15 protein-coding genes are annotated in these 13,005 nt (G+C 62.3%); 13 read left to right on the top strand and 2 right to left on the bottom strand.

All coding sequences use genetic code 11. The annotated features are described in order from the left end of the window. Window positions 1-7: 7 nt before the first annotated feature. The 13 genes from AC1RTP_RS12040 to AC1RTP_RS12100 all read left to right on the top strand — a co-directional run bounded on the left by AC1RTP_RS12040 (window position 8) and on the right by AC1RTP_RS12100 (window position 10,949). Entirely contained in the window at window positions 8-931 is a 924-nt protein-coding gene (locus tag AC1RTP_RS12040) for a DMT family transporter (protein WP_498607774.1), read from the top strand. Then, a complete protein-coding gene (locus tag AC1RTP_RS12045) occupies window positions 928-1,323 on the top strand; it encodes a methylglyoxal synthase (protein WP_498607776.1) in 396 nt (131 codons plus the stop codon). The genes AC1RTP_RS12040 and AC1RTP_RS12045 overlap by 4 nt, the downstream gene beginning before the upstream one ends. Next, window positions 1,323-2,297: a quinone oxidoreductase family protein gene (locus tag AC1RTP_RS12050; RefSeq protein ID WP_498608056.1), complete on the top strand. Its 975-nt coding sequence runs from the start codon at window positions 1,323-1,325 to the stop codon at window positions 2,295-2,297. Before AC1RTP_RS12045 ends, AC1RTP_RS12050 begins: the two co-directional genes overlap by 1 nt. A gap of 7 nt (window positions 2,298-2,304) precedes the next feature. Continuing rightward, entirely contained in the window at window positions 2,305-2,436 is a 132-nt protein-coding gene (locus AC1RTP_RS12055; RefSeq protein WP_498607778.1) for a hypothetical protein, read from the top strand. Between the two features lie 173 nt (window positions 2,437-2,609). Next, window positions 2,610-3,365: a PEP-CTERM sorting domain-containing protein gene (locus AC1RTP_RS12060; RefSeq protein ID WP_498607779.1), complete on the top strand. Its 756-nt coding sequence runs from the start codon at window positions 2,610-2,612 to the stop codon at window positions 3,363-3,365. 15 nt (window positions 3,366-3,380) lie between these two features. Then, entirely contained in the window at window positions 3,381-4,202 is an 822-nt protein-coding gene (locus tag AC1RTP_RS12065; protein WP_498607781.1) for a sterol desaturase family protein, read from the top strand. Between the two features lie 53 nt (window positions 4,203-4,255). Further along, window positions 4,256-5,767: a glycosyltransferase family 2 protein gene (locus AC1RTP_RS12070; RefSeq protein ID WP_498607783.1), complete on the top strand. Its 1,512-nt coding sequence runs from the start codon at window positions 4,256-4,258 to the stop codon at window positions 5,765-5,767. After that, window positions 5,764-6,852, top strand: coding sequence for a polymer-forming cytoskeletal protein (locus AC1RTP_RS12075; RefSeq protein WP_498607785.1), 1,089 nt, complete (start codon window positions 5,764-5,766; stop codon window positions 6,850-6,852). The genes AC1RTP_RS12070 and AC1RTP_RS12075 overlap by 4 nt, the downstream gene beginning before the upstream one ends. Window positions 6,853-6,893: 41 nt before the next feature. Next, a complete protein-coding gene (gene wecB, locus AC1RTP_RS12080) occupies window positions 6,894-8,027 on the top strand; it encodes a non-hydrolyzing UDP-N-acetylglucosamine 2-epimerase (protein ID WP_498607787.1) in 1,134 nt (377 codons plus the stop codon). Next, window positions 8,017-8,799, top strand: coding sequence for a YaiO family outer membrane beta-barrel protein (locus AC1RTP_RS12085; RefSeq protein WP_498607789.1), 783 nt, complete (start codon window positions 8,017-8,019; stop codon window positions 8,797-8,799). The genes wecB and AC1RTP_RS12085 overlap by 11 nt, the downstream gene beginning before the upstream one ends. A 2-nt stretch (window positions 8,800-8,801) precedes the next feature. After that, window positions 8,802-9,608, top strand: coding sequence for a hypothetical protein (locus AC1RTP_RS12090; RefSeq protein WP_498607791.1), 807 nt, complete (start codon window positions 8,802-8,804; stop codon window positions 9,606-9,608). 12 nt (window positions 9,609-9,620) lie between these two features. After that, window positions 9,621-10,346, top strand: coding sequence for an alpha/beta hydrolase (locus AC1RTP_RS12095; RefSeq protein WP_498607793.1), 726 nt, complete (start codon window positions 9,621-9,623; stop codon window positions 10,344-10,346). A gap of 57 nt (window positions 10,347-10,403) precedes the next feature. Further along, window positions 10,404-10,949, top strand: a complete 546-nt coding sequence (locus tag AC1RTP_RS12100) for a hypothetical protein (RefSeq protein WP_498607794.1) — start codon at window positions 10,404-10,406, stop codon at window positions 10,947-10,949. Here the strand turns inward: AC1RTP_RS12100 and AC1RTP_RS12105 are convergent. After that, window positions 10,943-12,337, bottom strand: coding sequence for a C13 family peptidase (locus AC1RTP_RS12105; protein ID WP_498607796.1), 1,395 nt, complete (start codon window positions 12,335-12,337; stop codon window positions 10,943-10,945). The two genes, AC1RTP_RS12100 and AC1RTP_RS12105, sit on opposite strands and share 7 nt — an antisense overlap. Next, window positions 12,324-12,962, bottom strand: coding sequence for a DUF4136 domain-containing protein (locus AC1RTP_RS12110; protein WP_498607798.1), 639 nt, complete (start codon window positions 12,960-12,962; stop codon window positions 12,324-12,326). Before AC1RTP_RS12110 ends, AC1RTP_RS12105 begins: the two co-directional genes overlap by 14 nt. Window positions 12,963-13,005: the final 43 nt, after the last annotated feature.

A 13,005-nucleotide genomic window follows, 5' to 3' on the forward strand; every position in this document is an offset into this window, starting at 1 on the left:
TGGTGGCATGGAAATAGCCACTCAGGAATCGCAGGGCAAACGCGCCGCCTATCTTGGCGGATTGGCAATCGCAATCGGCGGCGCCATACTGTTTTCAACCAAGGCCATCGTGGCCAAGCTGCTCTACCGTTACCACCTGGACGCCGTAACGGTCATCGCCTTCCGCATGTTGTTCTCGCTGCCGGTCTTCGCCGCCATCGCGCTGTGGAAGATGCGCAGCGAACCGCCCTTGGCCCGGGCCGATGCCTGGCGCCTGGTCGCCCTGGGCCTGGTCGGCTACTACCTTTCTTCCTACCTCGATTTCCTCGGCCTGCAATACATCACGGTCGGCCTCGAGCGCCTGATCCTCTTCCTGACCCCGACCTTCGTGCTGCTGGCAGGCGCCATCTGGCTCAAGCAGCATATCAGCCGCGCCCAGTGGCTCTCCCTGTTCACCGCCTATGCCGGCATCGTGCTGGTGTTCTTCCACGACCTGCAAGGCGGCATGAGCAATGTGGCCCTCGGCTCGCTGCTGGTGCTGGGCTCCGCCATCGCTTACGCCCTGTACCTGCTCGCCTCCGGCGAAATGGTCAAACGATTGGGCGCGCTGCGCCTGGTGTCCTACGCCATGTGCGTATCGAGCGCCGCTTGCATCGGCCAGTTCTTCGTGCTGCGCCCCGCCGCGCTGCTGGTGCAGCCGATGGAGGTGTATGGCCTGTCCCTGGTCAACGGCATCCTGTGCACCGTGATGCCGGTGTTCATGACCATGACCGCCGTGCAGCGCATCGGCGCCGGCCCGGCCTCGCAAGCGGCTATGATTGGTCCAGTATCCACGCTGTTTTTTGGCGCCGTCATCCTGTCCGAACCCGTCACCAGCTGGCAACTGGCGGGAACGGCCCTGGTGCTGGCCGGTATATATCTGCTGTCGAATGTGAAAGGTAAAGAGAAATGACGCCCCGCATTGCCCTGATTGCCCACGATAAGAAAAAAGACGACATGATCGCGCTGGCCCGCGAGTACGCCGATTTCCTGCGTACTTGCAAGCTGTGCGCAACCGGCACCACCGGCGGCCGCCTGATAGCGGAAGTGGGCCTTGCCGTGGAACGCAAGCATTCCGGCCCGCTGGGCGGCGACCTGCAAATCGGCTCCATGCTGGTGGAGGGCCATATCGACGCCATCATTTTCCTGCGCGACCCGATGACGCCGCAGCCTCACGAACCGGATATCAACGCTCTGGTGCGAGCCTGCGACGTGCATAACGTCACCTGCGCCACCAACCTCGCGACGGCCCACCTGGTGCTGTCGCAATTGCAGGCAGTGTCTCAATCTGAAGGAGCTGCATGATGGTCAAGGCAATCCGCATGTCCCGCACCGGCGGGCCGGAAGTTATGGAGTACGTGGACGTTGAAGTCGGCGCACCGGGTCCCGGCGAAGTGACGCTCCGGCATGAAGCGATCGGCCTCAATTTCATCGACGTTTATTTCCGCGCAGGCCTCTATCCGCAGCCGCTGCCCGCTGGCCTGGGCCAGGAAGGCGCCGGCGTGGTGGAAGCGGTAGGCGAGGGCGTCACGCACGTGCGCGTGGGCGACCGCGTGGCCTATGCCGGCCGCCCGAACGGCGCTTACGCCCAGGTGCGCAATCTGCCGGCCAGCCTGCTGGTCAAGCTGCCGGACGCCATCGGCAGCGACACCGCGGCAGCCATGATGCTGCAAGGGATGACCGTGCAGTACCTGTTCCATTCCGCCGCGCCCTTAAAGAAAGGCGACACCATCCTGTTCCACGCAGCTGCGGGCGGCGTCGGCCTGATCGCCTGCCAGTGGGCGCGTGCGCTGGGCGTGAGCCTGATCGGCACCGCCGGTTCCGATGAAAAGGTGGCGCTGGCGCTGAAGCACGGCGCAGCCCACGCCATCAACTACAACACGGAAAACTTCACCGAACGGGTGCGCGAGATCACCGGCGGCAAGGGCGTTTCCACCGTGTTCGATTCGATTGGCAAAGATACCTTTATCGGCTCGCTCGACTGCCTGCGCCCGCGCGGCATGATGGTCAGCTTCGGCAATGCCTCCGGCCCGGTGGCCAATTTCTCGCTGGGCGAACTGGCTTCGCGCGGCTCGCTCTACCTGACCCGCCCGGCGCTCGGCAACTTTACGTCCACGCGCGAAGACTTGGACGCATGCGCCCAGTCGCTGTTCGACGTGGTGTCCAGCGGCGCGGTCAAGATCGATATCAACCAGCGGTATAATCTGGCGGACGTTGGGCAGGCGCACCAGGACCTGGAAGCACGCCGCACCACCGGCTCCACCATCCTCTTGCCTTGATTTGACTATGACCGACCAGAACCGCCCAGCCGATGACAATGACGGCAACCCGAAATTTGGACGCCTCCTGATCGTCCTGCTCAGTGCGGTGGCTTTGATCGGCCTCATCACCTTCGCCAGCGAAGCGTATTACCGTTGAATGTCGAACCAGTTTGTGTCGGATTTCTTTACACTAACTGGATTTGGCATATCAATAATAAGAGTTACCTCAAAGAAACACCCATTGCGCTCAATGGTTTACAGCTGAGCTAGTTGCTCAGGCATATTTCTTGCTTGAATGCCACCAGGACATTCGAATTTCGAGGAAGAACTATGAAAACCTTTATGGCAATGGTTGCACTGGTATTGGCTTCGGCGGCCCAGGCAGGGCCGGTTAACCTCGTACAGAACGGCGGCTTTGAGCTGACCTCCAGTGGCACCGGCCAGGTTGACTACAACACTTCCGTTTCCAACTGGACCTCTCCAGGCGGCTATAACTTTGTGTTCGCTGCCGGCTCGGCCGACACCGTCGGCGCCTGGACCTGGTTCAACGGCCCGAACGACCAGGCCCTGAAGCTGTGGAGCGACAAGAACGGCGGCAACAACGCGCTGGCAATCAGCGCCAATGGCGGCAACTTCATCGCAGCAGACGGCGCATACGGCGTAGTCCCGATCCAGCAAGCCATCAACCTGGTTGTAGGCCAGACTTACACGCTGTCCTTTGAATGGGCCGCTGCCCAGCAATGGGGCTTCTCCGGCGATACCACGGAAAAATGGACCGTCAACGTCGGCGGCAACACGTTTGAGACCGCAGCTTATGCCAACGGCAACCATAGCTCGAGCGGCTGGATGCAGGAGACCTTCTCGTTTACCGCCAAGGCCAGCGACGGCCTGCTGTCCTTCCTGGCGGCCGGCACCCCGAGCGGCCACCCGCCGTTCTCGCTGCTGGATGGGGTTTCGCTGTTCGCTGTGAACGGCCCTGACAAGGACACCCCGGCAGCCAATGTATCCGAGCCAGCCAGTCTGATGACCATGCTGGGCGGCCTCGGCCTGCTGGCAGTGGCAATGCGCCGCCGCCGCAAATCCTGATCGCAGGCCTTGTCCTTGGCAGCCATTGCCGAACAGGTTTTGCGGTTGACGGTATGGCTGTGTGTGCTGTGCGCGATCTTTCTGCCGCTGGAACGCTATTTTGCGGTCCGCCAGGCCCAGCCTGGCGAGCGCCAGCGCTGGCCGGACCTGTTCTATTACTTCGCGAATAGCCTGCTGCCTTTGCTGCTGCTGGCCGCGCCACTGGCGCTGGCGGCCCAGCTCTCGCGCATGCTGTTGCCGGCTGTCGTGCCGCAAACCCTGGCGGCCTTGCCACTGGCGCCGCGCCTGCTGCTGGCCCTTCTCGTCAGCGATCTGGGCGCGTATTGGATGCATCGCCTGGCCCATCGCTGGCCGCCCTTGTGGCGTTTCCATGCTGTGCACCACAGCGCCACCCACGTTTATTTCCTGACCAATACCCGGGCTCACCCGATCGATCTGTTGCTGAGCCGCTTGTGCGGCCTGTTGCCCCTGTATGTGCTGGGCCTGGCGGGGCCAAGCCTTGCCGGCAGCACGACGCCGGTGGCGGTGATCTTGCTGGGTACGATTTGGGGCTTCTTCATTCACGCCAATATCCGCTGGCGCCTTGGGCCGTTTGAATGGCTGCTGTCGACACCGGCTTTTCACCACTGGCACCACACTCGCCAAGACCACGTGGACCGCAATTTTGCGGCCATGCTGCCGGTGCTGGACCGCCTGTTCGGCACACTGTATCTGCCGCGCACCTGGCCGGCTGATTACGGCACCGAGACGCCGGTGGCTTCCGACCTTGGGGGGCAGTTGGCCGGCCCGTTCTCCACCTTGCCAGCCGTTGCAACGGTTGACAAATCCGAAAGATGATTTGCTAGAATGGCAAAACGCTTAACTTCGCCGCTCCGGCAGGAATCCGTACGATGACAGAACGACGTCGCTTCGCCCTGCAACTCATCGCCGTGTTTGCCGGATGGTGCCTATCGCTGTCGCTGGCGCTCGCTGCTCCCTCGGCAGCGGTTCCAAATGCACCAGCCGCCGCACCCGCCCAGGCCGCACCGGCCTTCAGCCTTGACCCAACTTCGGCCCTGCACAAGAAAGCACAGGGTAACTGGATCGGCGTCACCGACCAGATCCAGTCGCGCCACCCCGCCGTATTGAGTTCGCGCACGCTGACCATCATGCTGTACCTGCTGTGGGGCGTGATTGCGCTGGTGCTGGTGTACACCGTGCGCCACTACTACTTCACCATCAATCGCCTGTTCGGGGCGCAGCGCCACCCTTACCTGGACGTGGACAGCGGCAACTGGCCGAGCGTGACGGTGCTGGTGGCAGCGCATAACGAGCAAGCCGTGATCGCCGATTCGCTGCGCGCCTTGCTGGACGTGGACTACCCGCGCGAGCGCCTGCGCATCATGCCGGTCAACGACCGATCGACCGACGACACGCGCCGCATCATCGACGAAATCGCCGCCGCCAATCCGGGGCGTATCACTCCCTTCCACCGTACGGAAGGCAAGCCAGGCAAGGCGGCCGCACTGAAGGACGCAACCGCCCTGGTCGACAGCGATATCCTGATCGTGTTCGACGCCGACTACGTGCCGGGCCGCGGCCTGCTGCGCCAGCTGGTGGCGCCGTTCTTCGATCCCGAAGTGGGCGCAGTCATGGGCCGCGTGGTGCCGCTGAATACGGGCAGCAACCTGCTGACCCGCTTGCTGGATATGGAGCGCTCCGGCGGTTACCAGGTCGACCAGCAGGCGCGCATGAACCTGGCCCTGGTGCCGCAGTACGGCGGCACGGTAGGCGGGGTGCGGCGCAGCGCGCTGGAAGCGATCGGCGGCTGGCACGAAGACGCGCTGGCTGAAGACACGGACCTGACTTACCGCCTGCTGCTGAAAGGCTGGAAAACCGCCTACGAAAACCGCTCCGAATGCTACGAAGAAGTGCCGGAAACCTGGCCGGTGCGCGTACGCCAGATCATGCGCTGGTCGAAAGGCCATAACCAGGCAGCCTTCCGCTATGCCGGCGGGCTGCTCGCAAGCGACAAGGTATCGCTGCGCGAAAAGCTGGACGGCTTGCTGCTGCTGGGCGTATTCGCCATGTCGCCGATCCTGTTGGCCGGCTGGGCGCTGGCTATCGTCCTGTTCTACGCCGATGCCAACCACTGGCTGACCGGCGTGCTGGCCTTGTTCTGCCTGATGTCCTATAGCGCCCTTGGCAACTTCGCAGCCTTCTTTGAAATCGGCGCTGCAGTCTACCTCGATGGCAGCCGCCACCGCATCCGCCTGATGCCGCTCAATTATTTCGGATTCCTGGTCAGCCTTCTGTCCATCACCATCGCCACCTTCAACCAGGTGGTGTTCGACTGGATGTTCAAGCGCAAGCTGGAATGGGACAAGACAACGCGCTACCGCCAGCCGGAGGTCAAGGCATGAGCTGGATCATTTTATTTTTTGCCGGCCAGGTAGCGCTGTTCCTGCTGCCGCTGCTGCCTTCGCTGGTTGAATGGCGCATGCGGCGCGATGCGCAGCCCCTGAAAGTGGTGCGCGAATACGATGGCAACATCAAGCATTTCGCCAACCGCTTCCGCCAGTTCCTGAACGAGCAGTTTGCCGAGATGGCGCAAGTGGCCGGCAAGTCCACGGTGGCGCGCAGCGGCCGCCTGGCCACGGGCGATCGCTACCAGTTGGTCGGCGCCGACGGCAAGCCAGCAATCAGCGAACAGGAAATCGCCGCCGAAACGGTGGACCAGCTGGTGCTGGGCACCGCCGCGCTGGAGTTGGGCCAGGGCATGCTCTACGAGAAGGAGGTCTTTGCCTCCGGCCCGATCAACACCGGTAGCGGGAATTCTTTCCGCGCCTTGCTGGCGCGCGGCGACATTATGCTGGGCGAGCAATGCGACGTACTGCGCTGGGCCCATAGCGACACCCGTTTTGTCGCCAGCCGCCGTGCGCGCCTGTTCGGCCGCGTCTCGGCAAACCAGGAGCTGGTGCTGCATGGCGAAACACGTTTCGGCCGCATGCATGCGCCCATCATCCGCTTCGGCGAGACAGTGCCGGCGCCGCTGCCGCAACCGGCTACGCGCAAGGTGCTGGAGCGTCCCGCCAAGTTGCTGGACGATTCTGCCAACCGCTGGCTGGCCGGCGGCGACCTTGAGGTGCCTGAAGCATCGTTCCACTTCGGCAGCCTGGTTGCGCGCGGCAGCATGAGCGTTGGTGCGTACGCACTGGTCGAGGGCAGCATCAAGTGCCACGGCGACCTGCATGTGCAGGCCGGTGCGCGCATCGACGGCGCGGTGGTCTGCAGCGGCAATATGACCATCGGCCCGGGTTGCATCATCCATGGCCCGCTGGTGTGCGAGAAAACCATTGAGATCGGGGCCGGCACGGTGCTCGGATCGGTCGCCGTGGAAACCACGGTGACTGCGGCTGAAATCCGTGTGACCGAAGGCACGGTGGCGCTTGGCACCGTTTGGGCGCGGGAGCTTGGCTACGTGATCCCCGCCGCTAACAACACCTGACACGGGGAACCACATTGGGCGCAAATACGATCCTCCTTTGCATGGGCACCCGGCCCGAAATCATCAAGATGGCGCCGGTTTATTACGCTCTGAAGCAGAATGGCCTCGAGCCGCTGCTTTTGCATACCGGCCAGCACGAGGATATGGCCGACCCGATGTACCGCTTCTTCAAGATCCTGCCCGATTTCAGCTTGCCGCTGCAACGTAGCAACGACGCGCTGCACCACCTGTCGGCCATGCTGCTGGAAAAACTCGGCGCGGCCTTCGAAGCCGTCAAGCCGGGCGCCGTGCTGGTACACGGCGACACGGCCAGTGCTGCGATGGCGGCGCTGGCAGCCTTTTACCAGCACATCCCCGTCGGCCATGTGGAAGCGGGCCTGCGCTCGCACAATCCTTACAATCCTTTCCCGGAAGAGAAGAACCGCGAACTGATCGGCCGCCTGGCCGACTGGCATTTCGCACCGACCGAAAACGCGCGCCTGAACCTGTTGCGGGAGAATATCAACGAGAGCTGCGTCCACATGGTGGGCAACACCATTGTCGACGCGGTGCGCCTGGCCACCAGCGACAAGGAGCTGCTCGCCAATCCCGATGAAATGTCCGGCAGCCAGTTGCGCGGCCTGCGCCATGTGCTGCCCGGCCGGCGCCTGGTATTCATCACGGCGCACCGCCGCGAGAACCTGGGACGCCCGCTGATGTCGATTTCGACCACGGTGCGCCAGCTTTTGCTGGCAGATGAAGATTTGGTGATCGTATGGCCGGTGCACAGCAACCCCAAGATTCGCGCCACGGTGGACGAAGTGTTCACTGACCTGCCGGATGAAATTTCGGAGCGCATCTTCCTGACACGCCCGCTGAATTATTCGACCACCCTGCAGTTGCTGCGCCAATCCTGGCTGGTACTGACCGACTCCGGCGGCATCCAGGAAGAAGCGGCCTGCCTGCAGGTGCCGGTGCTGATCCTGCGTGAAACGACGGAGAGGCCCGAGCTGGTGGCCAGCGGCGGCGGGCGCCTGATCGGCACCGAGAGCGCCGCCATCATTGCCGCGGTCGACGAGCTGCGCGCGGATGAAAAGGCCTATGCCGCTATGCGCTCTGCACCCAACCCCTTTGGCGACGGCTTCGCGGCCGAACGTATCAAGGACATCCTGACACGGAGCATTAATGAATCCTAAGTCTTACCTGTGCTGCGTTTTGCTGGCTGCGGTGGCAGGCAATGCTGCTGCGCAGTCCACGCCCAGCGGCACCATCGAAGCGGGGCTGCTGCACCACAGCCTGACTGGCGACCTGGGCGACTGGAACCAACAATTCGTACGTGGTTCTTTGCGTACTTCCGATGCCACGGTGTGGAATGCGGACCTGGTCAATGCGAACCAGTTCGGCGCCCATGGAACGCTGGTGGTGGCCGGCGTCACCCACGTTATCAACGAAGACTGGTACGGCGGCCTGGGCGCAAGCTACGGCAGCAGCTTCTTCTACCCGCAGGCGCGCTTCGACGCGGTCATCAACCGCAAGCTGGGCGCGGACCGCAATGTGATTGCCACCGTCGGCCTTACCGCCGTCAACGCGCGCGACGGGCACCGCGACCGCAGCGTACTGCTCGGCATGTCCTGGTATTTGCCAAGCGCCTGGGTGCTGCAAGGCGGCATCCGCATCAACCGCAGCAATCCAGGCAGCGTGATGGCCAATGCCAAGTACGTCGCCGCCACCTGGGGCCACGACAAGCAGCAATACATCGCGCTACGCTACGATATCGGCGAAGAGGCTTACCAGTACATCGGCGCCGGCACCAACGACTTGTTGGTGAATTTCCGCAGCAATGTGATCAGCGGTACCTGGCGCAAGTGGCTGGCTCCGAGCTACGGGTTCCAGCTGCGCGCCGAGGCTTACCATAACCCTTACTACAACCGCCGCGGCCTGGAAGCGGCACTGTTCAAGGAATTCTGAGCGTGAAGCAATTGAATGCATTGCAGCGCAAGATCGACGACATGCGCTTCCGTGGCTTCGGCGGCAGTGCGATCCAGCTGCACCGCGCGATGTACCAGATCAAGCTAAGCCGCAGCAACCTGCTTGGCTCGCTGGTTCTGCCAGCGGTGTTCACCATCGTCCTGCTTTGCCTGCTGTCGCCCATCCTGGTGCTATGGCGCGGCGTGTTCGAGTTCTGGCTGCCGCGCATTGCGCCGGCGGGCAGTGTGGCGGTGCGCCAAGTGGACCTGGGATCCTACTACCTGGATCTGCCATACCCGCTGCTGCCGGCCGGCGAACCGGGCAACCAGCTGTGGTGGATCGCGCTGGTGGGCTGCGTAATTGCCTTGCTGGCCACCTTCCTGGTGTCGCGCGACCGCTTCCTGCCTTTGCAGTACATCGTGCGCGCCTGCCTTCTGGTGCAGGCCACGGCGCTGGCGTTCTTCCATTTTTTCCCTGGCGAATTCCCCTACGACGCTTCGCGCTACTTGAGCGACGCGCTGACGATGGCGCTGATCTTCCTGTTCATGATGCCGTGGGGCCTGGGGCTGACCTACTATGTGTTCGGCTTCTCGCTGTGGCGCAAGGTGGGGCTCACCGTCTGCACACTAGCTTACTTCGCGCTGGCCTTCCCCATGCAGTACCTGCTGCATGCTTACGTGCTGCACCATTTGACGCTGCTGTTCCTGCCTTTGCTGTACCTGGTGTTCGGCATCTTCATGGACGTGATGATGTTTGTCGCCCTGTACTCCTGGGGCATGAGCTGGGGCCGGGCGGACGCGCGCCCGTAAGCCGCCATGCGCATGCTGCTATCACTGCTCTTGCTGGTGCTGGCGGGCTATCTTGCCGTGTGCGTGCTCGTGTTTTTCCGCCAGCGCAGCATGCTCTATTACCCGCAGAATTTTACCGGCGGCGCCATGCTGGCGCTGGATGGCGGGGCGCGCCTCGGCGTTACACTGCATGAGGAGCCGGGAACCGCAGCCGTGATCTACTTCGGCGGCAATGCTGAAGCGGTGGGCGGCAGCCTGGCGGAATTGCAGGCCGCTTTTCCGGGGCAGGCCTTATTCCTGATGCATTACCGCGGCTACGGCGCCACGCCGGGCGAGCCGACGGAAGAGGGCTTGTTTGCCGATGCGCAGGCGCTCTACGAATATGTGCGCGCCCGTCATCCGCAAGTGACCCTGGTCGGGCGCAGCCTGGGTAGCGGCATCGCCACGCACTTGGCCAGCGTGCGCCCGGTTGACCGCCTGGTGCTGGTCACGCCTTACGACAGCATGAGCATGGTGGCGGCCCACCATTTCAGTTGGCTGCCGGTGCGCCTCCTGCTGCGCGACCGTTACGACTCCGCCAGTTACGCGCCGAAAGTGAACGCCCCCACCACCATCCTCGTCGCCGAGCGCGACGAAGTGATCCCGCGCGCCAGCAGCGAAGCCCTCTACCGCAGCTTCCGCCCCGGCCTGGCCACTTTCCAGGTCGCCCCCGGCGTCGGCCATAACGACATTTCGCTCAGCCAGCTGCAAATTCATTGAACTTCTCGTTGTTGGCCCGGTCCAATCAAAGTTAATTTCAAAAATTGGGAGGCCGTCATGAGCGATTCCGCCAAACAGATGAATGAGTGCATCACTGCACTGACCGCTCTTGTGTCCGCGCTGAATCAGGCGATGGACAAATATCCAGACCTGCGACCGCAATTGCTGCAGGTCACAATTCGGTTGAGTGAAGTATTGCCATGTGTATCATCTTTTCTGAGTGTTGATCTTGGCGAGCTTAATAACCGGCTTACTGAAGTGGAACACAGATTGCGTTTGCTGGAGTCGGATGTTGCTCAACTCAAGGTCGACGTTGCTCAGCTTAAAATCGACGTTGCGCAACTTAAAATCGACATTGCGCAACTCAAGAACGATGTCGCTCAGCTCAAGTCATACGTTGCTCAGCTTAAGGCAGACGTCGCCGACATTAAAGTCGATATGGCTGGCGTGCGGGAAAATGTTGTTGGGATCAAAAAATGGATCGAGGCTGCCGACAAGATATATGCAACCAAAGACGACCTGCATAAGCTGACTTGGCGCTTATATGCTGCAATGGGCACGTTTGCAGTCGGGCTGTATTTCATCGCACGATACGTTCACTGAAACGCTGCGAGCTTGGCGCGGATGGCGGGGCCTGTGGAGAGTTGAGGATTGGAGTAGCCGTCCTCCTTGCCGGCTTCGATTTCGCGCTTGCGGATGACTTCGCGGGCTGCGGCGTGGGCTTGTTCGAAGGAGCGTGTTTTAGTGCGCAGCTGTTCGTCAAACATGGCGCGGCCGAAGAAGGTCAGTTCCGATTTGTAGCCACAACCGTAGGAGGTGTGGTCGGCGTCGGCCGCAGTCAGGACCATGGTCGCATCGCCTTTCAGCGCAGGAATCCAGCTGCCAGAGAAGCAGGCCGATACGGCGATTACCCGGTTGCGGATGCCCGCTTCATCGAGCCACTTGCGCAGCATTTCAGGCGTCAGTTCGGTCAGCTCGAGCGGCCAGAAATTGGCCGCCAGTTGACCTTCTCGCGCGCCGTGCGAAGTGAGGTAGATGAACAGTACGTCTTCATCCTTGTCCATGGTGCGCGCCACGCTGCGGATGACGCGGTGCAGGTTCAGCGTGGTGGCCCAAGGCAGCGATTGCGCGGTCTCGACGTGATTCACCAGTTGCATCGTACGGCCGGCGGAATCGAAGCGGGTGGACATTACATCCGCCACCATCTTGCTCTCGCGGCGGAAGACATCGTCGCCGTAGGGCGCGAACGTCAGGGCATACATATCTACCTTGCCGGGGCGCTGCGGCGCCAATGCCGCCAGCTGGCGAGCAAGCAGTACCGGCTGCTCTTCCAGCAATTCAGGCGTCAGTTTCAGGAAGCGCGCGGAAGAATCGTCGCTGTCGGCCTTTTCCTTTTCCGGATACCAGAATTCCGGCTGGCGCGCAGTCGCGCTCAGCGCCACCACGCCGGCCATCATGCACGCCGTGAACGCCAGCGGCCAGCGGCGCCCGCGTCCGGCGCGTGCCAGCAGAACCAACTGCGACAACAGAATCAGGGTGACCGGAATCCCCCACATGATCCAGCCACCCCAACGCCCCAGGTAGCGCACCGACCAGTTGTCGGCACCGCCGAACAGCAGGCCGGCGAAGCTCAGGCCGAGGAACAAGTCGAGCCACAGGATCTGCGCCAGCATCAGGGTCACCAGCAGCGCCATGTCCGGCGCTGCGCCAGGACGGCCACTTGGACCGGCGCCACGCGTCAGCAGGGCATAAAACGGCAGCAGTGCGAACGACAGCCAGCCGGATGCCACCGCAGGCCAATAGAAAATCGCCGGCCCTTTGATATACATGCGCTGGAACAGCGAGGCTTCCGCCAGCGACAGCAGCACCAGGACCGCCACGACGCCCGGTCCCGTCGCCAAGCCTTCCCAGCGGGGCAAACGGAAAAGGGCGGTGGAGGCGCCTTCGCGCATCCACCGCCCAAGCGATCGGAAGAAGTTATTGGAGCTCAAGGTCTACGCGCTTGGCCTTGCCGCTCTCACCCGGGAATCCGGTAAAGGCGCTTTGCACCAGGGCTGGCATCACCATCGGCGTCGACTGTTTGCGGCTGGTGTTTTGCACCGTCACGTCATACAGCTTCTTGCCCTGCAGGTTGTTGATGGTCACGCGCAGGTTGCGGTCGTAATTGTGCTGGATGGTTTCGCGGAATTCCATCGGACCCCACATCCACGGATCGTAATATGGGCGGTAGAAACCATAGTAACGATAGCGGTAAGGATAGTAGCCCCAGCGCGGGCCGTAGCCCCAAGGGCCCGGACCGTACATCCACGGGTCAGACGCGGTCAGGACCTTGACCGGATGATCGATGGTGCTGAACTGCATGCCGACGCGCAGCTTGGCGTCCTTGGTGCTGGCAGCCTGGGTGAAGCCCAGCTTGGCCAGCTCGCCGCTCACCAGGTTCTGGTAGCTGCGGTATTCCAGCGTATCCTCGCCGGGAGCCGGTGTTTCAAAGGCATACGATTTGTCCTGCAAGTCGCTTGGCCACTCATGGAAGACCGTGACGTTACTGTGCAGGGTAGTGGCACAGCCGCTCAGCAACAGACTGGTGGCCGCCACCAAAATGGCTAGCGCTCTCATGGCAGAACTCCTTTTAGACCGTATAAGCCAGTTTAATCCGGCA

The sequence above is a fragment of the Pseudoduganella sp. GW821-FHT11H04 genome, from assembly GCF_058807935.1.

Bases quoted from the DNA above. Each gene is read 5' to 3' on its own strand.
- AC1RTP_RS12050 (WP_498608056.1), top strand. From the start codon at position 1,323: ATGGTCAAGGCAATCCGCATGTCCCGCACCGGCGGGCCGGAAGTTATG.
- AC1RTP_RS12100 (WP_498607794.1), top strand. From the start codon at position 10,404: ATGAGCGATTCCGCCAAACAGATGAATGAGTGCATCACTGCACTGACC.
- AC1RTP_RS12110 (WP_498607798.1), bottom strand. From the start codon at position 12,962: ATGAGAGCGCTAGCCATTTTGGTGGCGGCCACCAGTCTGTTGCTGAGC.
- AC1RTP_RS12095 (WP_498607793.1), top strand. From the start codon at position 9,621: ATGCTGCTATCACTGCTCTTGCTGGTGCTGGCGGGCTATCTTGCCGTG.
- AC1RTP_RS12040 (WP_498607774.1), top strand. From the start codon at position 8: ATGGAAATAGCCACTCAGGAATCGCAGGGCAAACGCGCCGCCTATCTT.
- AC1RTP_RS12045 (WP_498607776.1), top strand. From the start codon at position 928: ATGACGCCCCGCATTGCCCTGATTGCCCACGATAAGAAAAAAGACGAC.
- AC1RTP_RS12075 (WP_498607785.1), top strand. From the start codon at position 5,764: ATGAGCTGGATCATTTTATTTTTTGCCGGCCAGGTAGCGCTGTTCCTG.
- AC1RTP_RS12070 (WP_498607783.1), top strand. From the start codon at position 4,256: ATGACAGAACGACGTCGCTTCGCCCTGCAACTCATCGCCGTGTTTGCC.
- AC1RTP_RS12085 (WP_498607789.1), top strand. From the start codon at position 8,017: ATGAATCCTAAGTCTTACCTGTGCTGCGTTTTGCTGGCTGCGGTGGCA.
- AC1RTP_RS12055 (WP_498607778.1), top strand. From the start codon at position 2,305: ATGACCGACCAGAACCGCCCAGCCGATGACAATGACGGCAACCCGAAA.
- AC1RTP_RS12060 (WP_498607779.1), top strand. From the start codon at position 2,610: ATGAAAACCTTTATGGCAATGGTTGCACTGGTATTGGCTTCGGCGGCC.
- wecB (WP_498607787.1), top strand. From the start codon at position 6,894: ATGGGCACCCGGCCCGAAATCATCAAGATGGCGCCGGTTTATTACGCT.